The organism is Streptomyces venezuelae, from assembly GCF_008642315.1.
Classification (GTDB): Bacteria; Actinomycetota; Actinomycetes; order Streptomycetales; family Streptomycetaceae; genus Streptomyces; species Streptomyces venezuelae_D.
Window position 1 is genome coordinate 6,709,558 of the sequence record NZ_CP029192.1, and the last position, 24,481, is coordinate 6,734,038.

Below are 24,481 nucleotides of genomic sequence, written 5' to 3' on the forward strand. Positions count from 1 at the left end.
TGGCCGGCTCCCGGCGAGCCGTCCGTAATCCGCTGACCCGGGCCGCCGATAATGCGGACCGATCGCATCAAAACGGTCCGGACGTCGTCACGGCCCGGACGTGCGGACATGTCACGCGACTCCCGGGAGTGCTGCCCATGACGTCTTTCGAAGCCACCGTCGCCACCGTCGACGGTCTGATGGACGGTCTCCGCGCCGACCTGGAACGGCTCGCCGCGATCCCCTCGATCGCGTTTCCCGGGTTTCCCGCCGAGCCGGTCCAGGAGGCGCACGACCTGGTGGCCGGGTTGTTGCGCGACGCCGGGGTTCCGCGCGTCGAGCGGCTCGATCTGCCCGACACCGCACCGGTGATCTACGGGGAGATCCCGCCGCCGTCGCCGGACGCGCCGACCGTGCTGCTCTACGGCCACTACGACGTGCAGCCGCCCGGCGACGCGTCGCTCTGGAAGTCGCCGCCCTTCGAGCCGACGCCGGTCGAGGGCGGGCTGCGCGCCCGGGGCATCGCGGACGACAAGTCCAACGTCATCGCGCACCTCGGGATGGTGCGGGCGTACGAAGGGCGGCCGCCGGTCGGGATCAAGATCGTCGTCGAGGGGCAGGAGGAGTACGGCAGCGCCTTCGACGACTACCCGCCCACCGACCCGGAGCGGTTCGCCTGCGACGCCATGGTCATCGCCGACCTCGGCAACTTGCGCCCCGGCACCCCCACCCTCACCACCGGCCTGCGCGGCGCGGCCGAGGTGACCGTCGAGGTCCGCACCCTCGACGAGCCGCGCCACAGCGGCGAGTTCGGCGGGGCGGCGCCCGACGCGCTGCTCGTCCTCCTGAAGGCCCTCGCCACCCTGCACGACGTCCACGGTGACGTCGCCGTCGAAGGGCTGCGGCGCGAGGAGTGGAGCGGCACGTCGTACACCGAGGAGGAGTTCCGCTCGCTCGCGAGCGTGCGCGAGGGCGTGCCGCTCGTCGGCAGCGGCAGCCTCGGCGAACGGCTGTGGAGCGGGCCCGCGATCACCGTCATCGGTCTGGACGCGCCGAGCGTGCAGCACGCCGCTTCCGCCGTGGTGCCGTACGCGCGCGCCAAGTTGAACCTCCGCTTCCACCCTCGGCAGGACCCGAGGGAGGCGCAGGACAGGCTCGTCGAGCACCTGCGTACCCTCAAACCCTTCGGCGTTCCGCTCACCGTCACGCCCGGCGACACCGGACCCGGCTTCGAGGCCGCCACCGGCGGTCCCGCCTATCGCGCCGCGCTCACCGCGCTGCGGGAGGGCTGGGGACAGGACGCCTCGTACGTGGCGACCGGCGGGTCCATTCCGCTCGTCAACGGGCTGGCGAAGGCGGCGCCCGGCGCCGAGGTGCTGCTGTTCGGCGCGCAGGACGGCATGTGCAATCTGCACGCCCCGAACGAGCGCGTCCTCTTCTCGGAGCTGCGCGGCACGGTCATCGCGATGTGCGCCTTCGTGCGGGAGTACGCGGCCTGCTTCCGGCAGGCAGGGGGCGGTGTCGCGTGAGTACGACGCAGACGCCCGTGGGAGGGAGTCCGGGAGAGCCAGAGGAACCGGGCGACGGGCCGCCCGGAGACCCGCCCGCCAAGGGCAAGTGGACCTTCCCCAGCGCCCTGACCGTCCTCGCCGTCGTCACCGTCGCGGTCTGGCTGCTCGCGTTCCTCGTCCCGTCGGGGCAGTACGACCGCAACAAGTCGGGCGCTCCCGTGGAGGGCACCTACCACCGTGTCGACTCCGGTCAGTCCTTCGTCGACCGCCTCAACGACCTCTTCCTGTCGCCCGTCAACGGGCTGTACGGCATCCAGGACGAGAAGACCTCGCTGGTCGCGCCCGACAACACCGGCGCGCTGTACGGCAGCGCGGGCGTCTTCCTCTTCGTCCTCGCCATCGGCGCGTTCATCACCGTCGTCTTCGCGACCGGCGCGCTCGACCGGGGCATCGGACGGCTCGCACACCGGCTGCGCGAGCGCGGGGCGCTGCTCATCGCCGGTGTCATGGTGGTGTTCTCGCTGCTCGGCACGGTCGAGGGCTTCGCCGAGGAGACGCTCGGCTTCTACGGTCTGATCGTGCCGCTGATGCTTGCCCTGGGGTACGACCGCATGACCGCGGTCGGCGCGATCATCCTCGGCGCGGGCGTCGGGGTGCTCTGCTCGACGGTGAACCCCTTCGCGACGGGCGTCGCCTCGTCCGCCGCGGGCATCTCGCTCGGTGACGGCATCGTGCTCCGCGCCGCCATGTGGGTCGTGCTGACCGGCGTCACCGTCGCGTACGTCATCCGCTACGCGCAACGCGTGCGACGCGACCCCGACCGCTCCCTCTCCGGCTTCCTGCCCGGCGACCGGGATCGCGAGCGGGCCGCCGACGGCGCGTCCGAGGTGCCCGAGCTCACCGGTCTGCACAAGGCGGTGCTCGTCGCCACGGCCCTCGTCTTCGCCTTCATGATCTTCTCGGTCGTGCCCTGGTCGAGCGCGCTGACCGGCAAGGCCGACGCGACACCGTACGGCTTCGAACTCGGCTGGTCCTTCCCGCAGCTGGCCGCGCTCTTCCTGTGCGCGGCGGTCCTCGTGGGGCTCGTCGCGCGCATGGGGGAGCAGCGGCTCAGCTCGACGATCATCCAGGGCGCGGCCGACTTCGTCTCGCCCGCGCTGGTCATCCTGCTCGCCCGCGGCGTCACGACGATCATGAACAATTCGAAGATCACGGACACCGTGCTCCACTCCATCGAAGGGGTCGTGAAGGGCACGTCCTCCGGGGTCTTCGCCGTCATCGTCTTCCTGGTGAACCTGCCGCTCGCCTTCCTGATCCCCTCCACCTCGGGCCACGCCACGCTCGCCATGCCGATCCTCGCCCCGCTCGCCGACTTCGCCGGCGTCTCGCGGGCGGTCGTCGTGACCGCCTGGCAGTCGGCCAGCGGCTGGATGAACCTCTGGGTGCCGACCACCGCCGTCACCATCGGCGGCGTGGCGCTCGCGAAGGTCGGCTACGACAAGTACCTGCGCTTCGTGTGGCCGCTGCTCGCCGTTCTCGCCGTGCTGATCTGCGGGTTCGTGGCGCTGGGGGCCGCGGTGACCTGAGCGGGCGCCCGGCGCGGCACGGGCGCGGGCGTACGTACGGTGGGGGCATGGACGGCCTGAGCGAACTGGACGAGCGGATCACCGAGTGCCGCGCCTGCCCCCGCCTCGTCGCGTGGCGCGAGGAGGTGGCGCGCACCAAGCGCGCCGCGTTCGAGGACTGGGACTACTGGGGGCGGCCCGTGCCCGGCTTCGGGCCGCACGACGCCGCGCTCCTCATCGTCGGCCTCGCGCCCGCCGCGCACGGCGCCAACCGCACAGGACGGATGTTCACCGGCGACCGCTCCGGCGCGTTCCTCTATCCGGCGCTCCACGACGTCGGGCTCGCCTCCCAGCCCCACGCGGAGAGCGCCGACGACGGCCTGACGCTGTACGGCACCCGCATCACCTCACCCGTGCACTGCGCGCCGCCCGCCAACAAGCCCACCACACAGGAGCGCGACACGTGCCGCTCCTGGCTGGTGAGCGAACTGCGACTGCTCGCCCCGACCCTCCGGGCGGTGATCGTGCTCGGCGGCTTCGGCTGGCAGGCCGCGTTCCCCGCCTTCGCCGCGGCGGGCTGGCAGGTGCCGAGGCCTCGCCCGACGTTCGGGCACGGCGCGCACGTACGGCTCGCGGGCGACCCGGCACGCCCGGAGCAGGAGCCGCTGGACGTCTTCGGCTGCTTCCACGTCAGCCAGCGCAACACGTTCACCGGCCGCCTCACCCCCCGGATGCTGCGGGAGGTGCTGCGCACGGCGGCCTTCGAGGCGGGGCTGCACCCGAACGGCCCAGCAGAGTGAGCCGCGCCGGGTGCTGCTTCCTAGCGTGAGGACGTGGACGAGACTCGCGCAGCCAAGCCCTCCGGCACGCCGGCGGCCGGGCACTCCGGTGCCGCCCCCGCGGGCTCCCCCGCGGCCAAGCCCTCCGGTGCCGCCTACCGCAACCTGGCCATGGCGACCATTGGCTTCACACTCACCTTCTGGGCGTGGGACCTGGTGGCGCCGCTCGGCAGCGATTTCAAGGACCGGCTGAACCTGAGCTCCTTCGAGCAGTCGCTGCTGGTCGCCGTGCCGGTGATCGTCGGCTCGCTGGGCCGCGTCCCGGTCGGCGCCCTCACCGACCGCTACGGCGCCAAGAAGATGTTCCCGCTCGTCTCGGCGCTCACCATCATCCCGGTGCTGCTGATCATCCCGGCCAAGCACAGCTTCGGCGCGATGCTCGCGGTCGGTTTCCTGCTCGGCCTCGGCGGCACGACGTTCGCCATCGGCATCCCGCTGGTGAACTCCTGGTTCCCGCCCGCCCGCAGGGGCTTCGCCCTCGGCGTCTTCGGCATGGGCATGGGCGGTGTGGCGCTCTCCGGCTACTTCACCCCGCGCATCGCCAAACACGGCGAGAACCTCCCGTTCATCGTCGTGGCCATCGCGCTCGCCGCCTTCGCGGTGCTCGCCCTGCTCCTCATCACCGACCGCCCCGACCGGCCCGTCCCCACCAGCTCCCTCGGCACCCGCCTCGGCCAGGCGGGACGGCTGAGGGTGACGTGGGAGCTCTCCGCCCTGTACGCGATCGGCTTCGGCGGGATCGTCGCCTTCGGGGTGTACCTGCCCACGTACCTGAAGACCTGGTACGACCTCTCGCCCACCGACGCGGGCACCAAGGCCGCCGGGTTCGCGCTCGTCACCGTGATCTTCCGGCCCATCGGCGGCTGGCTCTCCGACCGGATGCACCCGGCCACGGTCACCACGGTCGCCCTCGCGGTCGTCGCGCTCTTCGCCGTCGTGCAGGCCTTCGACCCGCGGCTGAACCCCACGGGCACGATCTGCTTCCTGCTCATGGCGGCGGGCCTCGGCACCGCGAGCGGCAGCGTCTTCGCCCTCGTCTCCCAGGTGACCCCGCAGCCGCAGGTCGGCTCCGTCACCGGCATCGTGGGCGCGGTGGGCGGTCTCGGCGGGTTCCTGCCGCCGCTGGTCATGGGCGCGATCTACAGCGCCAAGGACTCGTACTCCATCGGGTTCATGCTCCTCTCCGACCTGGCGCTCGCGGGCTGCGTGTACGCCTACGGGCGCATGCGAAACGCGAAGGCGGAGTGAGACGGGGCGCGGTTACCCTGCCCCGATGGCTCTCTATCCGGATATCGAACCCTACGACCACGGCATGCTCGACGTCGGCGACGGCAACCGCGTGTACTGGGAGACCTGCGGCAACCCGCACGGCAAGCCGGCCGTGGTGCTGCACGGAGGCCCCGGTTCCGGCTGTACGCCCTTCTTCCGCCGGTACTTCGACCCTGATGCGTACCGGATCGTCCTGCTCGATCAGCGCGGCGCCGGCCGCTCCACGCCGCACGCGAGCGACCCGGCGGCCGACATGGGCGTCAACACGATCAAGCACCTGACCGCCGACCTCGAGCTGCTGCGGCGCCACCTCGGCATCGGGCAGTGGCTCGTGTGGGGCGTCTCGTTCGGGTCCGTGCTGGGCCTCCGTTACGCGCAGACGTATCCGGACCGCGTCTCCGAACTGGTCCTCACGGGGCTCGCCACGGGTAGCCGCGCCGAAGTCGACCTGCTGACGCGAGGGCTCGGCCGGGTCTTCCCCGAGGCGTGGGAGGCGTTCCGCGACGGCGTGCCGGAGGCGGAGCGGGACGGGGACCTGGCCGCCGCGTACAACCGCCTCCTGGAGTCACCCGACCCGGAGGTACGGGCCACCGCGGCGCGGGCCTGGACGGACTGGGAGACGGCCTGCGTACCGGCGCCTCCCCGGTCCGTGCCGCGCTACGAGGACGCCGCCTTCCGGGCCGGCTTCGCACGCACCGTCACGCACTACTTCGCCCACGACCACTGGCTGGGCGGCGACGAGGTCGTCCTGCGGGACGCGGATTCCCTCCGGGGGATCCCGGGCGTGCTGGTCCAGGGCACCCTGGACTTCGGGAACCTCCTCGGCATCCCGTGGCGGCTGCGACAGGCGTGGCCCGACAGCGAACTCGTGCTCGTCGACCTCGCGGGGCACAACGCGGGGGCGCGCGGTATCGCGGAGGCGCTGACAGCGGCGACGGACCGGTTCCGTCCGGCGTGATCCCGGAGCCGCCGTCGGAGTGATTTTCGGGTGAACCGTGGCCGCGGCGGCGGGGGTGTGCGGCGCTGCGGCGGCGGGCCGACCGCACACTCCGGGAAAGCGCCGGGCAGGACCGGCGCCGAGCCACTGGAGCCGCCCGGTGTCCCCGTCATCCTCCCGCCGCCTCCGCCTACGGGTGGGCCTTGCCGCTGCGCTTCTCCTGGGCGGAATGGGCTTCGCTCCCGCCCCTGCCGACACCGCCCCCGCCGACATCGCCCCTGCCGACACCGCCCCCGCCGAAACAGCCGCCCCCGCCGAAGGCACCGCTCCCGCGTTCTGGGTCGACCCGCAGAGCGCAGCCGTGCGGCAGGTGGCGGAGTGGCGGCGGGCGGGGCGGGAGGCGGACGCGCGGCTCATCGAGCGCATCGCGGGGCAACCCCAGGCGGTCTGGCTGCACAGCGACGGGGCCGGCGCCGTGGTGCGGTCGCAGGTCGAGGCAGCGGCCAGGGCGGGGCGCACGGCGGTGCTCGTGGCGTACTTCGTTCCGCACCGGGACTGCGGCGCGTACTCGTCGGGCGGGGCCCGCGACGCCGCGCACTACCGCCGGTGGATCGACGACTTCGCCGCGGGCCTCGGCTCGCGCGGCGCGTACGTGATCGTCGAACCGGACGCCGTCGCCCAACTGGTGGCGGGCTGCCCGCGCGCGGACGCGGCCGAGCGGTACGGGCTGCTCGCCCACGCCGTCGAGCGCCTGAAGCGGCAGCCGCACACGAGGGTCTACCTCGACGCGGGCAACGCGAGCTGGATCCCGGACGAACGGCGCCTGGTCGCCCCGTTGCGCAGGGCAGGCATCGCCAAGGCCGACGGCTTCGCCCTGAACGTCTCCAACCACCAGACCGACGCGACCAGTTCCGCGTACGCGCACCGTCTCGCCCGGGAGCTCGGCGGCGGCAAGCACTTCGTCATCGACAGCAGCCGCAACGGAAACGGCCCCTACCAAGGCCCCCAGGCCTGGTGCAACCCGCCCGGCCGCGCCCTCGGCACGCCCCCCACCACCAGAACCGGTGACCCCTCCCTCGACGCCTACCTGTGGATCAAGCGTCCCGGCGAGTCGGACGGCACGTGCCGGGGCGGCCCGCGGGCAGGCCAGTGGTGGCCGGAGTACGCACTGGGCATGGCCCGACGGGCGCGCGGCTAGGGCCGGTCGGGGACGACGGCGGTGGCGGTGATCTCGACGAGCTGCCCCGGGTAGCCGAGGCAGGACGTGCCGAGCAAGGTCGACGTGTGCGGCCCGTCGTGCAGGGCGGAACCGCGCACGACGTCCCAGGCCTCGCTCAGTGCCGCGGGCTCGTCACCGACCACGTACACCGTGCTGGCGACCACCTGCGACAGGTCGCTTCCCACCGCGCGCAGGGCCTCGTCGAGATTGGCGACGACCTGCGCGGTCTGCCGGGTGATGTCGCCCTCCCCGACGAGCCTGCCGTCGGGATCGAGCGGGACGGAGCCCGCCATGAAGGCGAGCCGGGTGCCGGCCTCGACGACGGCGGCGTGGGCGTATCCGGGAGGCGGGAAGAGGGTGGGGACGACGGTGCGTTCAGGTGCGGTCATGGAGCGAGCGTGCGGGGTCGCCAGCGCGTACGCATCCGATTTTCCCGAGGGGGGCTCACCGCACCGCCGCCGGTGAACTCCCTCCACGGATACGGAGCGTGGGGTTCCCGGAGCCGTCCGCCCGCGTCGACCAGATGTCCTGCTTGCGGCCGCCGCCGCCCGGCAGGGCGTACGCCAGGGTGTCGTCGTCCAGCCAGGCCGCCTGGTCGTCGACGCTGTGCCGCTCGGCGACGGGGTGCTCGCGCATCGTGCGCAGGTCGAGGACGTACAGCCGCCACGGGTCCCGCGTGCCCTCGCGCACCCGCTTCTTGAAGGCGATGCGCGTGTTGTCGGGGGAGAGCGACGGGCACTCGACGTTCGAACGCAAGGCCGTCGCCGACCACTTCGCCATGTCGCCCCGCACCAGGTACGTCTTGCCCTTCGTCGACACCGTCGCGTAGAAGCGGTTGTCGTCCTTCGCGAAGGTCACGCCCCAGTAGTTGACGTCGGGGGAGTGGTAGCGGCGGCCGTCGAGGGTGAGGGGGATCTCCTCCATGTTCTTGATGAGGTAACCCGTACGGGTGTCCAGGATCGAGGTGCGGGTGGAGAACGACGAGCCCGCGTATGAGTCGCCCGTGGCGAACATCGTCCAGGACAGCATCCGGCCCGACGCGGAGACGCGCGCCCGGTTGGGGATGCCGGTCAGGGCGATCCGGCGCTTCTCGCGAAGCCGGTCGTCCAGTACGACCGCGTACGACTTGGGCGGTATACCGGGCCTGCGTTGCAGGCAGAGCCCCGTGCCCGAGGCGGCGTAGAAGCGCTCGCAGGACGGGCCGCCGGTGGTGCGCGCGCCGCCGCCCCCGCCCTCGGAGACTGGGACGCGTGCGATCCGGCCCGCGGTCTCCGTCGTGCTGCGGAAGTAGAGCTTGCCCCGGTCCAGGCCGAACTCCGAGGTCGCGTCGGCTGATTCGGCGCGCTCGGCCGCCTGCAGCGTGTACGTGACGGCGACACCCGCGAGGACGGCCGCCGCCGCGGCCACGGCGACGACGCGGGAGCGGAGGGACGGAGAGGGGGAGTGGGAGTCGGAAGGGGACTGTGGCTTCACGTGGAGCCTCCGGAAGATGTGTCCGACCGCGGGAGCAGCACCGCCGCCCCGGCGACCGCCGCTGTCAGGGCGAGCACCGCGCAGGTCAGCGCGGTCTCGACGCCCCACAGCGTCCACGCCGCGCCGAACCCGGCCGCGGCGACGAGCCGGGCCAGCGCCTGGCCGGTCTGCAGGACGGCCATGCCGCTGGCCCGCCGCTCCTGGGCGACCACGGGGGCGACCAGCGCCATCAGCACGCCGTCGGTGGCCGCGTAGAAGACCCCGAGGAGCAGCAGTACGCCGATGAGGAGCGGCCAGCCGTCGGTGGGCGCGAGCAGGAGGACGTAACCGCCGAGCAGTGCGACGTGTCCGGCGAGGAACGGCACGCGGCGCCCGACGCGGTCGGCGAGCCGCCCCGCGGGGACGGCGAGCAGCAGGTACACGGCGGCGGCGCCCAGCGGCAGGAGCGGGAACCACGAGACGGCGAAGTCGAGCCGCCGCTGGAGGAGGAGGTAGAGGAACGCGTCGCCGATGGTGGCGGCGCCGAGCAGCGCCGCCGCGACCAGGACGCGCCGGAAGGCGGGGACGCGGAGCAGGTGCAGGGCGCGAGGGCGTGGGGCGGAGGGTTGGGTTCGTTGTCGTTCGGTTTGCTGTCGTTCGGGGGCGGGGTGCGGTGATCGCGGGAGCGCCGGTGACAGGTGTCCCGGCACGAACGCGACCAGCATCAGCACCCCGAGCAGCCCGAAGCAGAAGCTGACGACGAACACGGCGTCGTACGCGTCGGCCGTCGCCCACAGCAGCGCGAACGCGGCGAGCGGCCCGAGCAGCGCGCCCGTCGTGTCCATCGCCCGGTGCACTCCGAAGGCGCGGCCCAGCGTGTCGGGCGGGCTGCTCAGCGAGATGAGGGCGTCGCGCGGCGCGGTGCGCACGCCCTTGCCGATGCGGTCGGCGGCGAGCGCCGCGCCGATCCCCGCGGTGGCACCGCCCGCGAGGAGCAGCCCGAGCCGGGAGAGCGCGGAGAGTGCGTAGCCGCCGCCCGCGACGAGTTTGTGCCGGCCGCCGCGGTCGGCGGCGTACCCGCCGGCCAGCCGCACCAGCGCCGTGACTCCGTTGTAGAGCCCGTCGAGAAAGCCGAACTGTAGGGGGGAGAGGCCGAGTTGGAGGACGAAGTAGAGCGGCAGGACGGCGGTGACCATCTCGGAGGAGATGTCCGTGACCAGGCTGACCGCGCCGAGCGCGAGGACGGGTCCCGCGACGCGGCCGCGCCGGGCCCCGGACTGTTCCTGCTCCGAGGCCTTGGCGACCGCGTCGGTGGTGGCCAGATACATGGCGTTCGCGTTCGTCCGGCTCAGCGGCAGTTGTAGGACGGGCTGGTGTCCTTCGTGGAGCCGTCCGTGGCCACGAGGTTCCAGGAGAAGCCGGTGTCGGTGAAGTTCAGCTTCAGGACACCGAAGGTGTCGGTGAGCCGCTTCTGGCTGTTGGGCTGCACTTCCTCGATGTCGTACGGATTGGCGCCGCCCATGCCCCCGAGCACCTCGACGATGCCGTCGGCATCGGCCTTGCCGTCCGCGTTCTGCGGGGCGAACCGCTCGTAGTGGTGGTCGTGGCCGTTGAGCACCAGCTCGGCCTTGTTGGCCTGGAGCAGCTTCCAGACCGGGCGGCCGACCGGATCGTTGCCGTGCTCGCCGGAGGAGAAGAGCGGGTGGTGCCAGTACGCGGCCACGCACTTCTTGGAGTTGGCGGCGAGGTCGTCCTTGAGCCAGTCGATCTGCTCGTCGTCGTCGAAGTTGTTGGAGTCGAGGGCGATGAAGTGCCAGTTGCCCTGGTCGAAGCTGTAGTAGCTCTCGCCGTCGGGGTAGGCGACGGACCCGAAGTAGGACTTGTAGCCCTTGAACGCGCCCGCCGGGTCGTAGCTCTCGTGGTTGCCGGGGACGGGCCGCGTCTTGCTCTTGAAGGCGCCCCAGCTCTTGTCGTAGTACTTCTGGAAGTCCTTCAGGCGCGCGTCGTCGTACTGGTTGTCGCCCATGGTCAGCACGAAGGACGGGTTGATCTGCTTGACCAGAGCGGCGGTCTTGGGGTGCTTGCAGCTGCTGCTGCTCGCCGTGCACTGCTCGGCGATGTCGCCCGCGGCGACCGCCGTGAACCCGGCGCGGGCGGCGGCGGGGGCCGCCGCGGGGGAGGCGTCGGCCTCCCCCGCGGGGGACCACAGCAGTACGCCGCCGACGAGGGCGAGCGAGGCGCCGGCGGCGATGGGGATGGTCGTGCGAAGGGTGAGCGGCATGTCCGTCTCCTCGGGAGGCGTGGGGGGGTGCCGAACCGTCAATCCGGAATCCTGGCGATGCGGCATGTGCGCGTCAATAACTCGGGATGAATTATTGTTAGGAAAGTTTCCTGCCAGTGTTCATGTGGGGCGGGTGGTGCGTGTGGGGGCCAGGGTGCTGGCGGGGTACTGGCCGGGCGTCGGCGGGGTTCCGGTTCGAGGTGGCGGCCGGTTGCGGCGGCGTTGTCAGTGGCCTCGCCTAGGGTGGCGAGCACGAGTGACAGGTGCGTGAGCAGGGGCTGAGCTAGGCGGTGGTGACGATGGGGGCCGTGGTGCCGGACGCCGGTGGCGACGCCGCTCTCGTACGCGCCCGTGCCGCTCTCGTGCGGTCGTGCGCTGCCGTCTTCCTTCCGGCGGAGGTGCCGCGGGAAGGTCGGGTCGCTTTCTGGAACCCGGACCCGGGGGGCGGGCCGGAGGTCGACATCGGCGTGCGGGGTGACCTCGTCGTCGCCCGCAAACACGGCAAGGGCGCGCGGAGCCGTACCGTGCCCGCGCTGTTCCTGCCGGTCGCCGAAGCGGTGCCGCTGCTGCTCGGTGCCGAGCGTCCGCACCCGGCGGTGGCCTGCTGGGGCGCCGCCGCCCGGCATGCGCTGCACCTGGCGGCGCGGGGCAGGCTGCTGCCCGGGCTGACCCCGGGAGACGTGGACGCGTGGCGGGCCGGGCCGCTGGACGAGGCCGACGTCGTCCACCTGCGCGCGATCGCCGCGGCGCTCCCCGCGGAGGCCCACGCGGTGCCGCTGCCCCGGCGCGGCACGGGCCCCTTGCTGCTCCCGCAGCCGTTCGCCCTGCTCAGAGCCTTCGTGGACGCGGTGCTCGACGCCCTGCCCCGCACCCCGGCCGCCGCGCACGCGGTCGGCGCGCCCTTCGCCGCGCGCGAGCCGCAGCACCTCCCGGGCGCCCGGGAGTGGGCGGCCGAGGTGGCCGCCGGGATGGACGCGGGGGTACGCGTGTCGCTGCGCCTCGACCTGCAGGCGCACGATGTGTTCGACGGGGGCGACCGGGCCGACGGGGGCGAGGGCTCCCGGGAGGATGTCGCCGACGGGGATGGCGGCGACACGGGGGCCGCCCGCGCGGAGGTCCGTCCCTCCGTCGCCGGCCCCGCCGCCGCTGTCGTGCAGGTGCACAGCCTCGCCGACCCCGCGCTCGTCGCGGACGTGCCGGAGCTCTGGGCCGGCACCGACCACTTCGGGCCGCGCGCCCGCGTCGACACCCTCCTCGCGCTGCGCCGCGCCGCCCGCGTGTGGCCTCCGCTCGGCAGGCTCCTGGAACGCCCGCGCCCCGACGTACTCCCGCTGGGCGAGGACGAGTTGTACGACCTCCTGGGCGCCGCGGCCGGCCGCCTCGCCGCGGCGGGCGTGGCCGTCCACTGGCCCAGGGAGCTGACCCGGGGCCTCACCGCCACCGCCGTCGTCCGCCCCGCCCCCGGTACCGCGGCCGACAACTTCGACTTCTTCAAGACCGAGGAACTCCTCGAATTCCGCTGGCAGTTGGCGCTCGGCGACCAGGTGGACGACCCGCTGACCGAGGCGGAGCTCGACATCCTCGCGGAGGCGCACCGCCCGGTCGTCCGGCTCCGGGACCAATGGGTCCTCGTCGACCCCGAACTCGTCCGCAAGGCGCGCAAGCGGGACCTCGGCCTGCTCGACCCGGTGGACGCCCTGTCGGTCGCGCTGACCGGCACCGCCGAGGTGGACGGCGAGCAGGTGCCCGCCGTGCCGGTCGGCGCGCTGGCGCGGCTGCGCGACCGCGTGACGGGAGACCTCGACGTACCGGCCCCGCCGCCGGGCCTGCACGCGACCCTCCGTGACTACCAGCTCAAGGGTCTCGCCTGGCTCGACCGCATGACCTCCCTCGGCCTCGGCGGCTGCCTCGCCGACGACATGGGCCTCGGCAAGACGATCACGGTCATCGCCCTGCACCTGCACCGCGCGCGGGACGGTGGTTCCGGGGCACCGACGCTCGTCGTCTGCCCGGCCTCGCTGCTCGGCAACTGGCAGCGCGAGATCGAACGGTTCGCGCCCGGCGAGCCGGTCCGCCGCTTCCACGGCACGGGCCGCACCCTGACCGGCCTGACCGGCGGCTTCGTCCTCACCACGTACGGCACGATGCGCACGAGCGCGCCCGAACTGGCCGCCCGGACATGGGGTCTCGTCGTCGCGGACGAGGCACAGCACGTCAAGAATCCGTACGCGGCGACGGCGAAGGCGCTGCGCACGATCCCCTCCCCGGCGCGTGTCGCGCTCACCGGCACCCCCGTCGAGAACAACCTCTCCGAGCTGTGGGCGCTGCTCGACTGGACGACACCGGGTCTGCTCGGCCCCCTGAAGGCGTTCCGGGCCCGCCACGCACGCCTGGTGGAGGGCGGCGACCCGTCAGGGTCCGGAGCGGACGACGAAGCGCTGGACCGCCTCGCCCGCCTGGTCCGTCCCTTCCTCCTGCGCCGCAAGAAATCGGACCCCGGCATCGCGCCGGAGCTCCCGCCGAAGACGGAGACCGACCACCCGGTGACCCTCACCCGCGAACAGACCTCGCTGTACGAGGCGGTGGTGCGCGAGACCCTCGCCCGCATCGAGGCGTCGGACGGCATGGCGCGGCGCGGCCTCGTCATGAAGCTGCTGATGGCGCTCAAGCAGATCTGCAACCACCCGGCGCAGTATCTGAAGGACGGCATGCTCACGACCCGGACGGGCCGCCCGCGCTCGGGCAAGCTGGAACTCCTCGACGAGCTCCTCGACACGATCCTCGCCGAGTCGGAGAGCGCGGGCGCCGTCCTGATCTTCACGCAGTACGTGGAGATGGCACGCCTCCTGGAGGCGCACCTCTCCGCGCGCGGCATCGCCTCCCAGCTCCTGCACGGCGGTACGCCGGTCGCGCGCCGCGAGGAGATGGTGGACCGCTTCCAGTCGGGCGAGGTCCCGGTCTTCCTGCTCTCCCTGAAGGCGGCCGGCACGGGCCTGAACCTGACCCGGGCGGGCCACGTGATCCACTACGACCGCTGGTGGAACCCGGCCGTCGAGGAGCAGGCCACCGACCGCGCCTACCGCATCGGGCAGACCCAGCCGGTCCAGGTCCACCGACTGATCACCGAGGGCACGGTCGAGGACCGCATCGCCGAACTCCTCGCGGCCAAGCAGGCGTTGGCGGACGCGGTGCTCGGTGACGGCGGCGAGGCGGCGCTCACGGAACTGTCCGACGCGGAACTGGCGGACCTGGTCGCACTGAGGAGGGCGGCATGATGCCGCGGGGCGGTTCGGGACGGGGTGGTGGGCCGGTGCGGGGTGGTGGCTCGGGACGGGGCGGTGGTTCGTTGCGGGGTGGTGGTTCGGGACGGGGTGGTGGGCTCGGCTGGGCCAGCGGCATGAGCGAGACGAGCCGCATGGGCAGCGGCCGCGTCTTCCCCGCCCTGCCGAAGCACCCCGATCCCGCGGCGCCCTTCGCCACGTCCTGGTGGGGCAACGCGTGGGTCGACGCGCTGGAGGAGAGCGCCCTGGACCAGGCGCGGCTGGCCCGCGGCCGTACGTACGCGCGCGACGGCGCGGTCGACACGATCACCGTCGCGCCGGGCCGCATCGTCGCGTACGTCCACGGCAACCGTCCGCGGCCGTACCGCGCGGAGATCCGCCTGCGGACGATGCTTCCCGAACACTGGGACCGCTTCCTCGACGTGGTCGCCACGGATCCCGCGCGCATCGCCGCGCTGTTGGACCAGGAGATGCCGCACGCGCTGGCCGACGCGGCGGACCGGGCGGACGTCCCGCTCCTCCCCGGCGCCCGTGAACTCTCCCCTTCCTGTACGTGCCCCGACCGGGGCCACCCCTGCAAACACGCGGCGGCCCTCGCCTACCAGACGGCCCGCCTCCTGGACGCGGACCCCTTCGTTCTCCTGCTGCTGCGAGGCGGCGAGGAACAGGACCTCCTGGACGAACTGTCACGCAGGAACGCCCGGAGGGGAGCGGCGGAGGCGGCGGAGGCGCTGCGCGGGGCGGGGACTACGGACGAGCTCCGGGGGGTGGCGGTCATGCGGGAGCGCCGGGACGCGGAGCCCGCGACGACTGGGCAGCACCGAGGCGTGGAGGGGGAGGCGGCCGGAGAGCGGGGCGTCGCGGACGTGGAGGCGGCCGGAGAGCGCCGCGCGGCGGACGCGGAGAAGACACGGAGGTCCATGGCGGAGGCCGCTCGCCAGACGCCCCCCGGCGAACGCCAGCCACATCCAGAGGGCGAGCCGGCGCTCCCTGGCGGAGATCAGCGGGCCCCGGATGGTGGCGCCATCCTGCCCGGTGGAGATCAGCGGCCCCCGGACGGTGGCGCCATCCTGCCTGGCGGGGATCAGCGGGCCCCGGATGGCGGCGCCACCCTGCCCGGTGGAGACCAGCGGCCCCCGGACGGTGGCCCCACCCTGCCCGGTGGAGACCAGCCGTCCCGGGATGGCGACCCTGCCCTTCCCGGAACACCGCACGCGCCTTCGAGCAGCGACCCCGTGCTTCGCAAGGCACGCCACGCGCCTCCAAGTGGCGGCCCGTTGCCGCACGCCGCACTTCAGCCTGTCTCGGACGGCGGCCCGGTCGCGTCCGGGGGACAGCGGTCACACCCCGGCGACGACGCCCCCGTCCTCCCCGGCGTCCTGGCCCGTGAGGCGCTCGATACGGCGTATCCGTCTCCGTTGCCCGCCCCGCTCGCGCCGCCGTCCCATCCGGGGGAGGCGCCGGTCCTTCCCGCGCTCCCCGGTGCCCCGGACCCGACGGCGCTGGAGTTCCTGATCACGGACGCGGCGCGCCGGGCCCACACGTTCCTCACGGCGGAGGTCGGCGCGGGCACGGGCGCACGAGCGAATCCGTTTCCGTTCCCGGGGGACGACTCTCCCTGGCACGATGCCGTCCGTCTCGCCGCCTCGCACCCGGGCCTCACGGGTCGCCGCACCTTCAGCCGTCAGTTCGCCGAACTGGCAAGGTCGGTGGGACACACCCCCGCGGACCTGTCCCGCGCGGCGGCGGCCTGGCGACAGGGCGGCGAGGAGGGGTTGGCGACCCTGGAATCCCCCTGGGACCCGCCGGCGGGCCCCTTCGACCGGGCCCGCGGCGCCCTGGTCGCCGCCGACCTGCCCCGGATGACGATCCACCGCAACCAGCTCACCAACGCGGAAGGCACGATCCAGCTCCGCTACGGGACGGACGGCCGCTGGTACCCGTACCGGAGCGAGCCGGGCGGCGACGACTGGTGGCCCGAAGGGGAGGCGGACGTCGACCCAGTGGGGGCGCTGGCCGGCGTGGCGGAGGCGTAGATCAGGCCTGGAGGTGCGCCAGGAGCTCGTCGCCCGCCGGGTACGGGCGCTCCTCCGGCAGCAGCCGCGCCGCCGCCTCCTCCTCCCCGTCCCGTACGAGCCCGTGGATCTCCCGCGCGCGGTCGGTGACGTCGGTGATCGAGACCGTCCACTCGTCCGCGAAGCTGCGGGACGCCTCGCCGGAGAGGCCCAGTTGGAGGCTGCGGCAGGGGAGGGCGTTGAGGTGCAGGTCGCGCTCCGGGTCCCACTGGACGCGGGCGGGGGAGCGGCGCAACTCGCGCTTCCACGCGGCCTGATCGGCGTGGAGACCGCGAACGTAGTGGGAGAGGCACGCGTTGCGAAGTGCCCAGTCGAAGCCCTCGCGGGTGATCTCGACGGCCAGGACCGTCTGTTGGTCCTCCTTGGTCGCCCAGCCGCAGCGGTACATCATCCACAGGAACGACGGCTTGATCCACGTCATGCGGTCCCGCTTCCAGGCGGCGGGAAACCGCCCGGTGCGGGCCGCGGGGAGGCCGAGTGCGGGGGCGTACGCCTGGTAGACGGTGATCGTCTTGTCGGTGTGCAGGGCACGGATATGGTGGTTCACAGGAGCTCAGCCTGCGGCCGCCGGTGACGGTGCGCCAGCGAATTTCGCCCCGTCGGTCAGAAGTCGACCCGGGTCCGCTCGTCCAGCCGCGCCACCGAGTCCTGCGCGAACTTCTTCTCGTAGTCGCTGCGGATCTCCTCGATCTGGACGTCCCGCTTGGGCGCCTCGGGCGTCGGGTACAGGAGGATCAGCTCGTACGACCGCTCCCGCTCGATCTTGCCGTTGGAGTCGCGCCACTGGCCGCGCCCGTTCTGGATGGTCAGCCCGTCGGGGAAGCCCGGCGTGACCTCCTTGTCGATGAAGGCCATGAACTGCTTGTCCGTCACGGCGGGCCCGCCGTCGGGGCGTTCCGTGCCGAAGAAGAGCCGCGTCTCGGTGAAGGGCTTGCCACGGGCGACGGTGGACGCGGCGACCGACGAGGACGCGGACGGTGCGGACTTCGCTTCGTCGTCCAGTGAGGCGTAGGCGGCGGGGGCGCCGACGGCCAGCACGGTGGTCGCCACGGCGGCCACGGCGAGGCGGGTGCCGGAGAGGCGGGGGAGGGTGAGGGCCATGGGGGTTCCCTTTCCGACGAGCAGGGGGGTTCGGACGGCGGCAAACCGTAGCGGACCCGCGAGCGCCCGATGCCCTTATTCCTGCGTTATGGCCTGTTTGGCCCTCGGTTGGTTTCACGCGGGTGTGACACCCGGCCCGTCCCCAGCCGGTAGGTCCTGAGGTCCCGCCAACCCTTCCCCGGGCCGTCCGTCACGATCAGGTGGACGGTGTCCACGTGGCTGGTCAGGGGGAGGGACGGGGCCAGTTGGGACTGCAGGGTGTCGTAGGCCGCCTCGTAGGTTTCCGGGCCCTCGTCGTTCGCCAGGGTGAGGTGGGGGGCCAGGGGTGGGGTGAAGACACCGCGGTAGGGGAGCGCCTCCGGCCAGCGGGCCGTGAGGGACCGGGTGAGGGCGCGCACGGGGGTCTCGGGGGTCGGGGCGAGGTACAGGACGCCCGGGTAGCGGCGGAATTCGTCGAACGTGAGGGTGAACGCGGGGTGGGCGGCGAAGAGGTCCGTCAGGTCGGCGTGGGTGCCCGGGGTGAAGCGGGACTCGTTGAGGAACGGGTAGAGCACGGTCACGTGGGCGGGGAAACCGGCCCGTACCAAGGGGTTCGCCTCGGGGATGCGGATCGTGAGGGCCGTGTCGCCGGGGAGGTCGGGCCAGCCGTCCGAGTCCGCCGCCCCCGTGCTCGCCGCCCGGGCTTCCTCCGCGCGCGTGCGTTCGTGTGTCTCCGTGCTCACTTCGTGGGGCGCAGGTGTGCCGAGAGGTGGTGCTGCAACGGCTGGTCCACCGCGGCCATGTCGTGGGTGAAGGTGAGCGTGCCGTCGTCGGTCAGCGTGTAGCGGCGGCGGGTCGCCGTGACGTTCTTGGCGGTGGGGGTGAGCGCCACGTCGTGCGTGGAGAGGTCGACCGTGCCGTCGGCCGCGTAGCCGACCGCGATCTCCGCGATGCCGGTGGGCTGGGTGACCAGAGCCTCGATCCGGCCGTCGGGCTGCAGCCGCCACCAGCCGCTCTCCCGCGCCGCGGGGCGCAGCGGGGCGTCGTCGGCGTCGAGCAGCCAGGCCCGCGCCTCGTAGCGGAGGAAGGGCCTGCCGTCGTGGCTGAACGTCACCTCCTGCGCGTACGTGAAGTCAGCGGGCAGCGTCGGGTACTCGCCCCGGCCCCGGCCGCTCCACCGGCCCAGCAGTCCGAGCACGGGCGCGAGCAGCGCGTGCGGGGCGGGCGCCGCCTCGGAGTCACTGCTGTGGCTCTCGGGGTACGGGTACGGGAACGGGGACGGCGCCGAGGATGAGGACGAGGCCGAGGACGGGTGCTCCGGGGCGGGGTCGAACACGGTGGGGGCTCCTGAGGGCGGGCGGCGACGGGTGAGGTGACTGGGCGAAGCTTAGGGCTCCCGTTCGGCCCCGACCCACGTGCGTCACCCGGACCCACGTGCGTCACCTCGGCCCACGTGCGTCCCCCCGACTCACGTGCGTCACCCCGCAAACGCCCCCGGGCGTCCCGCGCCCCGCACCGTCCCCTAAGGCTGAATCCGTATCCACACCGGCGCGTGGTCCGACCCCGGCGCGTCCCTCCGTACCCCCGGATCCCCGTCCTCCACCGACGGCAGCGCGCTCGCCGCGGCGCCCGGCGCGCCCGTGCCCGCGCCGCGGACCTGGTCCATCAGGCCGCGGCTCACCAGCGCGTGGTCGATGAGTTCGCGGCGGCCCGCGTGGATGCGGGAGAAGCGCTGGTCGGCCGGGATCAGCGGTGCGACGTTCCACAGCCGCGTCGCGTCGCCCTTGTCCGGGCGGTCGAAGCCCGGCGTGCCGATCTCGGAGCCGGGCGGGCCGAGCAGGATCTGCGTCGTCGCGGCCCCGACCTCGTCGTTGAGGTCCCCGAGCACGGCGACCCCGTGCTCCCGCCCGTCGCCCCGCAGCCGCTCGTCGGCGACCGCGCGCACCACCGTGGCCTCGGCCGCGCGGCGGTTCAGGGCGTACGCGCCGTACCGCGCGCGCTCCCCCTCGCCGTGCGGGAAGAAGCGCCCGCCGGGGTACGACAGCAGCTTCGACTTGAGGTGGCACACGACCGCGTCGAAGAAGAACGCCCGCGTCGACACCGTCACCGCGAGGACGCCCCGCCCGGCCCGCGCCGCCGTCCGGCCCGAGTCGTCGACCTGCACCGGCCGCACCGGCTCCGGGAAGCCGACCTCGTCGGCGACGACGAAGACGGGGAGGCTGGTGAGGAAGCCGACCCGTATCCCGCGCTCGTCCGCGTGCTGCGACAGCGTGACGTGCCAGGTGCCCTCCAGCAGGCCAGCCAGATCGTCGAGCGCCGCCGGGTCGCCGACCTCCTGCACCCCGAGAACGCTCGGCCCCAACGCGGTGATCGTCGCCGCGAGCGAGGCCAGCTTCGCCTCGTACGCGGCCTTGTCCTTGGGGCCGAACTGCCCGCCGGGGCGATAGAGGTTCTCCAGGTTCCACGTGCCGATGATCATCGCCGACTCCCTGGTCCGTGTCCCCTCGGCCGATCGGCGGGTGGGGCCAGCGTGCCCGCGAAACCGTCCCCGCGACAGGGCTGCCGGATGCGCACTCGCACTACCTTGAAAAGATGACGCCGCCTCCCGCGCCCGGACCCGACGGACTCATCACGCCCGGCCCCGAAGGTCCCGACGGCCCCGCCGACCTCGTCATCATCGGCTGCACCGCGCTGACCCACGATCCGCGAGGGGAGATCGTCTTCGTCGAGGACGCGACGATCGCCGTACGCGACGGAATCATCACCTCGGTCACCGCAGGCGGCCCCGGCCCGGGGGACGGTCCCGCCCCCGCCGCACACATCGACGCTCGCGGCACCCTCGCCCTCCCCGGCCTCATCAACTGCCACACCCACACGCCGATGGTCGCCCTGCGCGGCCTCGCCGAGGACCTGCCCGCGCACACGTGGTTCAACGACTGGATCTGGCCCGTCGAGTCCAACCTCACCGAGCGCGTCGTCGGGCTCGGCGCGCGGCTCGCCTGCGCCGAGATGATCCGCGCCGGCGTCACCACCTTCGCCGACCACTACTTCGCGATGGACGAGGTCGCCGCCGCCACCGACGAGAGCGGCCTGCGCGCCGTCCTCGGCCAGGCCTACTTCAGCACGCAGGGCCCCGAAGGCCGCGCCGCCTCCCTCGACTTCGCGCTTCGGCAGCAGGGCGCGGCGGGCGGACGCGTCACCACCTGCCTCGCCCCGCACGCCCCTTACACCGTCGACGAGTCCGACCTCGCCGCCACCGCCGAACTCGCCCGTCAGCACGGCCTCCTGGTCCACATCCACGCCGCCGAGAACCGGGAGCAGACCGACAACAGCCTGGCCCGCCACGGCCGCACCCCCATCGAGATCCTGGAACGCGCGGGCCTCCTCGACGCCGGCACCGACGTGCTGCTCGCCCACGTCACCGGCCTCGACACCGCCCGTGACCTGCCCGTCCTGCGCCGGGCCGCGGAACGCACCGGGGGCCGCGTCGCCGTCGCCTCCGCGCCCCGCGGCTACCTGAAGTTCGGCTGGGACACGACACCCGTACGGGCTCTGCGGGACGCGGGCGTCCCGGTCGGCCTGGCCACGGACGGCGCCGCGTCCAACAACACCCTCGACGTGTGGGAGTCCATGACGCTCACCGCGCTCGTCCAGAAGTCCGTGGAGCGCGATCCCACCTGGCTCACCGCCCGCCAGGCCCTGGACCACGCCACCTTGCAGAGCGCGCGGGCCGTCGGGCTCGGGGAGGAGATCGGCAGCCTCGCGGCGGGGCGGCGGGCCGATCTCATCCTCGTCGACCTGACGGGTCCGCACACCCAGCCCGTGCACGACCTCGCGGCCACGCTCGTGCACAGCGCCCGCTCCGGCGACGTACGCACGACCATCGTGGCCGGACGGGTCCTCATGCACGACCGCGAGTTGCTGACCCTCGATGTAGCGGCCGTCGTGGGCGAGTTGAGCGGCCTGCTGCCCGAACTCGTCGACCGCAGCCACGGGAAGCGGATCCAGGAGTACGAGGGGTAGCGGCGGCTGCCTAGAGTGGGACGCATGGCGACGAGCACCCACGGGACCCCGACCCCGATTTCGACCCCCGGCCCCCAGGATGAGCCCGCACACCAGGACCCGGCCCACGGCATCGTCGACGACCCCTACGGCACGTACGCACCGCTCCGCGACACCGCCCCCGTGCACCGGATCGCCGGCACCGACGGCAAACCCGCCTGGCTCGTCACCCGGTACGACGACGTCCGCGAGGCCCTCGCGAACCCGCTGCTCTCGCTCGACAAGAGCCATGCGCTGCCCGGCGGTTACCGAGGGCTCGCGCTGCCGCCCGCACTCGACGCGAACCTCCTCAACATGGACCCGCCGGACCACACCCGCGTCCGGAGCCTGGTCGGCCGGGCCTTCACCCGGCGCCGCGTCGAGCAGCTGCGTGCTCCCGTCCGGCGTACGGCCGACGCACTCCTCGACGCCGTCGAGCCGCTCGGCCGCGCCGACCTCGTCGCCGCGTACGCCGCGCCGCTGCCCATCACCGTCATCTGCGACCTCCTCGGCGTGCCGGACGGCAGCCGGCGCGACTTCCGGGAGTGGACCGACGCCCTCCTGTCACCCGACCCCGCGCACCCGGAGAGGACGAAGCACGCCGTCGTCGCGATGCTCGGCTTCTTCACCGGGCTCCTCGCCGACAAGCGGCAGCACCCCGCCGACGACCTCCTCTCCGACCTGATCGCCGTCCGGGACGCGGGGGACCGGCTGAGCGAGGACGAGCTGATGTCGCTCGCCTTCCTCATCCTCTTCGCCGGGTACGAGAACACCGTCCACCTCATCGGCAACGCCGTCCTCGCCCTCCTCGACCACCCGGAGCAGCTCGCCGCCCTGCGGGCCGATCCCGCCCGACTCCCCGCGGCCGTCGAGGAGTTCCAGCGCTACGACGGGCCCGCGCCCCTCGCCATCCGCCGCTTCCCCGTGGAGGACATCACGATCGCGGGCGTCACCGTGCCCGCGGGCGAGACCGTGCTGCTGTCGCTCGGCTCCGCCAACCGCGACCCCGGCCGTTTTCCCGACCCCGGCCGCCTCGACCTCGACCGGGCCACCGCGGGGCACGTCGCCCTCGGCCACGGCATCCACCACTGCCTCGGCGCGCCCCTGGCCCGGCTGGAGACCGAGATCGCGGTCGGCGCCCTCGTCGAACGCTTCCCGCGCCTCGCCCTCGCCGTCCCCAGGGACGAGATCAGGTGGCGCCCGTCGCTGCGTTCCAGGGGTCTGCGTGAACTTCCCGTGACGCTCTGAAAGTTCTCCGGAACTTCTTCGCCCGCGAGCGATGAGTTCCGCGAAGCCCGTCGGTCCACCCTTCGCAGACGTATCGAAGACGTACGCGCCCGACGGGTGGAGGAGACACACCATGGGACTTCCGGACATCGTCACGCGCGAGGAGTGGCTCACCGCGCGTGAGGAGTTGCTGGCCAAGGAGAAGGCCGCAACCCGCGCGCGGGACGCGCTCAACGCCGAGCGGCGCGGGCTGCCGATGGTCGAGGTCGACAAGGAGTACTACTTCGACGGTTACGACGGGAAGGCGACCCTGCTCGACCTGTTCGACGGCAGGGACCAACTGGTCGTCTACCACTTCATGTTCGCGCCCGAATGGGACGCGGGCTGCCGCAGCTGCTCCGGGTTCCTCGACCAGATCGGGCACCTCGCTCACCTGCGGGCCCGGAACACGAACTTCGTCGCGGTCTCCCGCGCGCCGTTCACCAAGCTGCTGACGTTCAAGGCGCGGATGGGCTGGACGGTGCCCTGGTACTCGACCAACGGCGGCGACTTCAACTACGACTTCCTGGCGTCCTCGCCCGACGAGCCGCACGACGTGCCCGCGATCAACTGCTTCCTGCGGTACGGCGACCGGATCTTCCACACGTACGCGACGTTCGCCCGCGGCCTGGACGGCATCGGCTCCACGACGAGCCTCCTCGACCTCACCGCGCTGGGCCGGCAGGAGGAGTGGGAGCAGCCCGCGGGGCGTGCCTCGGTGTACGGGGCACCGGCAGGCAGCCCACGGGTGCGATACCACGACGAGTACGACGACTGAGGAGTTCCCCCCGGGGAAAACCCTGGGAAATGCCCCGACTCCGTCTCGATTCCGTCACGTCGCGCATCCATGGGACCGTCCCACGCGTTCTCTTCGATACGGCGCACGCGAGAACGGCGCGCGCAACGGAACGACGACGGGGGACAGGGATCATGATGAACGGTCGAGTGGTACTGGAACGTTTTCCCGCGGGCGGACCGCGCGGCTCGTGGCCCGCGGAGGAGTTCGCGCGGGACCGGCGGCAGGAGGGCCAGCCCGCCGAGGTCGTCATGGATCTCGCGTCGGACGCCTTCCTGGTGATCGTGCGCGTACCCGAGACGGTGGCAGTGGCAGCCTGGCACGGGGGCTGGTGCGTCCCGCCGCCGAGTGCACCGGCCGACCCGGGGGCGCCGGGAACTGCGCGACGAGCCCCCACGCACCCGCGGACACGGAGCGGCTACACCGTGAGGGCCCGGGACCACCCCGGCACCGTCCCCGTGACCCGGCACAGCGCCAGATACAGGGGAATCGGCGGCGTATAGGGAACGTCGTCCGCAGGACGGTTGATGAGCACCGGACGACGGTCCGCGTCCCGGACCACCGCCCCCGCCGAGTACGCGGCCGGCGCGGGCCATTCCATGGCCACGTCGGAGTCCGCCGGTACGATCCACCACCACCGCGCTCCGTCCTCGTACACGCACCCCACCCGGGGCAGCCGGGACATCAGTCCGGGTCCCAGCGCCGCGGGCACCGCCACCGCGTCGCAGCCGAGCGGCTCGGTCATCCCCTCGGGCAGGTCGAGCCGCAGGGGTCGTGGCGCCGGTCGTCTCCCGGCGCGCTGCCGCCGTCGCGACAGACGGACCAAGGTGTTCAAGTCCAACGGCCGCACCGTACCCGCGCTCACATGCCCCCCGCCCGTGCCACTGCTG

General features: G+C 73.1%; 21 protein-coding genes. 11 read left to right on the forward strand and 10 right to left on the reverse strand.

The annotated features are described in order from the left end of the window. Positions 1-137: 137 nt before the first annotated feature. From DEJ48_RS29480 to DEJ48_RS29505, 6 genes are all read left to right on the forward strand, one after another. Positions 138-1,508, forward strand: coding sequence for a M20/M25/M40 family metallo-hydrolase (locus DEJ48_RS29480; protein ID WP_150219234.1), 1,371 nt, complete (start codon positions 138-140; stop codon positions 1,506-1,508). Between the two features lie 17 nt (positions 1,509-1,525). Continuing rightward, positions 1,526-3,076: a YfcC family protein gene (locus DEJ48_RS29485; RefSeq protein WP_150221477.1), complete on the forward strand. Its 1,551-nt coding sequence runs from the start codon at positions 1,526-1,528 to the stop codon at positions 3,074-3,076. Positions 3,077-3,123: 47 nt separating this feature from the next. Further along, positions 3,124-3,855: a uracil-DNA glycosylase gene (locus tag DEJ48_RS29490; protein ID WP_150219235.1), complete on the forward strand. Its 732-nt coding sequence runs from the start codon at positions 3,124-3,126 to the stop codon at positions 3,853-3,855. A 150-nt stretch (positions 3,856-4,005) separates the two neighbouring features. Continuing rightward, positions 4,006-5,142, forward strand: a complete 1,137-nt coding sequence (locus DEJ48_RS29495) for a nitrate/nitrite transporter (RefSeq protein WP_150221478.1) — start codon at positions 4,006-4,008, stop codon at positions 5,140-5,142. Between the two features lie 25 nt (positions 5,143-5,167). After that, complete coding sequence (gene pip, locus DEJ48_RS29500; protein WP_150219236.1) at positions 5,168-6,121, forward strand: prolyl aminopeptidase; 954 nt, start codon at positions 5,168-5,170, stop codon at positions 6,119-6,121. A gap of 208 nt (positions 6,122-6,329) precedes the next feature. Next, positions 6,330-7,298 carry a glycoside hydrolase family 6 protein gene (locus tag DEJ48_RS29505; RefSeq protein WP_150219237.1) on the forward strand — a complete coding sequence of 323 codons (969 nt, stop codon included), beginning with the start codon at positions 6,330-6,332 and terminating at the stop codon, positions 7,296-7,298. Here DEJ48_RS29505 and DEJ48_RS29510 read toward each other — a convergent pair. The 4 genes from DEJ48_RS29510 to DEJ48_RS29525 are packed head-to-tail and all read right to left on the reverse strand — an operon-like array spanning position 7,295 to position 11,052. Continuing rightward, positions 7,295-7,708: a RidA family protein gene (locus DEJ48_RS29510; protein WP_150219238.1), complete on the reverse strand. Its 414-nt coding sequence runs from the start codon at positions 7,706-7,708 to the stop codon at positions 7,295-7,297. The two genes, DEJ48_RS29505 and DEJ48_RS29510, sit on opposite strands and share 4 nt — an antisense overlap. 55 nt (positions 7,709-7,763) lie before the next feature. Further along, positions 7,764-8,792: a hypothetical protein gene (locus DEJ48_RS29515; protein ID WP_150219239.1), complete on the reverse strand. Its 1,029-nt coding sequence runs from the start codon at positions 8,790-8,792 to the stop codon at positions 7,764-7,766. Then, positions 8,789-10,099 carry an MFS transporter gene (locus DEJ48_RS29520; protein WP_150219240.1) on the reverse strand — a complete coding sequence of 437 codons (1,311 nt, stop codon included), beginning with the start codon at positions 10,097-10,099 and terminating at the stop codon, positions 8,789-8,791. The genes DEJ48_RS29515 and DEJ48_RS29520 overlap by 4 nt, the downstream gene beginning before the upstream one ends. Positions 10,100-10,119: 20 nt before the next feature. Then, positions 10,120-11,052, reverse strand: a complete 933-nt coding sequence (locus DEJ48_RS29525; protein WP_150219241.1) for a metallophosphoesterase family protein — start codon at positions 11,050-11,052, stop codon at positions 10,120-10,122. A 299-nt stretch (positions 11,053-11,351) separates the two neighbouring features. Here DEJ48_RS29525 and DEJ48_RS29530 point away from each other — a divergent pair, with 299 nt between their 5' ends. Both DEJ48_RS29530 and DEJ48_RS40475 read left to right on the forward strand, forming a co-directional pair. Continuing rightward, a complete protein-coding gene (locus DEJ48_RS29530) occupies positions 11,352-14,327 on the forward strand; it encodes a DEAD/DEAH box helicase (RefSeq protein WP_150219242.1) in 2,976 nt (991 codons plus the stop codon). 122 nt (positions 14,328-14,449) lie between these two features. Next, positions 14,450-16,369 (forward strand): SWIM zinc finger family protein, encoded by a 1,920-nt coding sequence (locus tag DEJ48_RS40475; protein ID WP_223832247.1) that lies wholly within the window; start codon positions 14,450-14,452, stop codon positions 16,367-16,369. Between the two features lies 1 nt (position 16,370). Here the strand turns inward: DEJ48_RS40475 and DEJ48_RS29545 are convergent, their stop codons facing one another. The 5 genes from DEJ48_RS29545 to DEJ48_RS29565 all read right to left on the reverse strand — a co-directional run bounded on the left by DEJ48_RS29545 (position 16,371) and on the right by DEJ48_RS29565 (position 19,967). After that, on the reverse strand, positions 16,371-16,955 hold the full coding sequence (locus DEJ48_RS29545) for a DUF4291 domain-containing protein (RefSeq protein WP_150219243.1): 585 nt from the start codon (positions 16,953-16,955) through the stop codon (positions 16,371-16,373). A 56-nt stretch (positions 16,956-17,011) separates the two neighbouring features. Continuing rightward, positions 17,012-17,509 carry a DUF3574 domain-containing protein gene (locus DEJ48_RS29550; protein WP_150219244.1) on the reverse strand — a complete coding sequence of 166 codons (498 nt, stop codon included), beginning with the start codon at positions 17,507-17,509 and terminating at the stop codon, positions 17,012-17,014. Between the two features lie 86 nt (positions 17,510-17,595). Continuing rightward, entirely contained in the window at positions 17,596-18,231 is a 636-nt protein-coding gene (locus DEJ48_RS29555) for a 2'-5' RNA ligase family protein (protein WP_150219245.1), read from the reverse strand. Next, complete coding sequence (locus DEJ48_RS29560; protein WP_150219246.1) at positions 18,228-18,824, reverse strand: FABP family protein; 597 nt, start codon at positions 18,822-18,824, stop codon at positions 18,228-18,230. The genes DEJ48_RS29555 and DEJ48_RS29560 overlap by 4 nt, the downstream gene beginning before the upstream one ends. Positions 18,825-19,010: 186 nt before the next feature. Continuing rightward, positions 19,011-19,967: an endonuclease/exonuclease/phosphatase family protein gene (locus DEJ48_RS29565; RefSeq protein WP_150219247.1), complete on the reverse strand. Its 957-nt coding sequence runs from the start codon at positions 19,965-19,967 to the stop codon at positions 19,011-19,013. A 113-nt stretch (positions 19,968-20,080) separates the two neighbouring features. Between DEJ48_RS29565 and DEJ48_RS29570 the strand changes: the two genes are divergently transcribed. The 3 genes from DEJ48_RS29570 to DEJ48_RS29580 all read left to right on the forward strand — a co-directional run bounded on the left by DEJ48_RS29570 (position 20,081) and on the right by DEJ48_RS29580 (position 23,573). Beyond that, positions 20,081-21,511 (forward strand): amidohydrolase, encoded by a 1,431-nt coding sequence (locus tag DEJ48_RS29570; RefSeq protein WP_150219248.1) that lies wholly within the window; start codon positions 20,081-20,083, stop codon positions 21,509-21,511. A gap of 24 nt (positions 21,512-21,535) precedes the next feature. Beyond that, positions 21,536-22,777 carry a cytochrome P450 family protein gene (locus DEJ48_RS29575; protein ID WP_150219249.1) on the forward strand — a complete coding sequence of 414 codons (1,242 nt, stop codon included), beginning with the start codon at positions 21,536-21,538 and terminating at the stop codon, positions 22,775-22,777. Between the two features lie 112 nt (positions 22,778-22,889). Further along, positions 22,890-23,573 carry a DUF899 domain-containing protein gene (locus DEJ48_RS29580; RefSeq protein WP_150219250.1) on the forward strand — a complete coding sequence of 228 codons (684 nt, stop codon included), beginning with the start codon at positions 22,890-22,892 and terminating at the stop codon, positions 23,571-23,573. Positions 23,574-24,009: 436 nt separating this feature from the next. Here DEJ48_RS29580 and DEJ48_RS29590 read toward each other — a convergent pair whose 3' ends face one another. Further along, a complete protein-coding gene (locus tag DEJ48_RS29590) occupies positions 24,010-24,432 on the reverse strand; it encodes a hypothetical protein (protein ID WP_223832248.1) in 423 nt (140 codons plus the stop codon). Positions 24,433-24,481 lie beyond the last annotated feature (49 nt).

Excerpts from the sequence above, each read along its gene's own strand:
- DEJ48_RS29480 (WP_150219234.1), top strand. The coding sequence starts at position 138 with ATGACGTCTTTCGAAGCCACCGTCGCCACCGTCGACGGTCTGATGGAC.
- DEJ48_RS29490 (WP_150219235.1), top strand. The coding sequence starts at position 3,124 with ATGGACGGCCTGAGCGAACTGGACGAGCGGATCACCGAGTGCCGCGCC.
- DEJ48_RS29495 (WP_150221478.1), top strand. The coding sequence starts at position 4,006 with ATGGCGACCATTGGCTTCACACTCACCTTCTGGGCGTGGGACCTGGTG.
- pip (WP_150219236.1), top strand. The coding sequence starts at position 5,168 with ATGGCTCTCTATCCGGATATCGAACCCTACGACCACGGCATGCTCGAC.
- DEJ48_RS29505 (WP_150219237.1), top strand. The coding sequence starts at position 6,330 with ATGGGCTTCGCTCCCGCCCCTGCCGACACCGCCCCCGCCGACATCGCC.
- DEJ48_RS29510 (WP_150219238.1), bottom strand. The coding sequence starts at position 7,708 with ATGACCGCACCTGAACGCACCGTCGTCCCCACCCTCTTCCCGCCTCCC.
- DEJ48_RS29520 (WP_150219240.1), bottom strand. The coding sequence starts at position 10,099 with ATGTATCTGGCCACCACCGACGCGGTCGCCAAGGCCTCGGAGCAGGAA.
- DEJ48_RS29525 (WP_150219241.1), bottom strand. The coding sequence starts at position 11,052 with ATGCCGCTCACCCTTCGCACGACCATCCCCATCGCCGCCGGCGCCTCG.
- DEJ48_RS29530 (WP_150219242.1), top strand. The coding sequence starts at position 11,352 with ATGGGGGCCGTGGTGCCGGACGCCGGTGGCGACGCCGCTCTCGTACGC.
- DEJ48_RS40475 (WP_223832247.1), top strand. The coding sequence starts at position 14,450 with ATGAGCGAGACGAGCCGCATGGGCAGCGGCCGCGTCTTCCCCGCCCTG.
- DEJ48_RS29550 (WP_150219244.1), bottom strand. The coding sequence starts at position 17,509 with ATGGCCCTCACCCTCCCCCGCCTCTCCGGCACCCGCCTCGCCGTGGCC.
- DEJ48_RS29565 (WP_150219247.1), bottom strand. The coding sequence starts at position 19,967 with ATGATCATCGGCACGTGGAACCTGGAGAACCTCTATCGCCCCGGCGGG.
- DEJ48_RS29570 (WP_150219248.1), top strand. The coding sequence starts at position 20,081 with ATGACGCCGCCTCCCGCGCCCGGACCCGACGGACTCATCACGCCCGGC.
- DEJ48_RS29575 (WP_150219249.1), top strand. The coding sequence starts at position 21,536 with ATGGCGACGAGCACCCACGGGACCCCGACCCCGATTTCGACCCCCGGC.
- DEJ48_RS29580 (WP_150219250.1), top strand. The coding sequence starts at position 22,890 with ATGGGACTTCCGGACATCGTCACGCGCGAGGAGTGGCTCACCGCGCGT.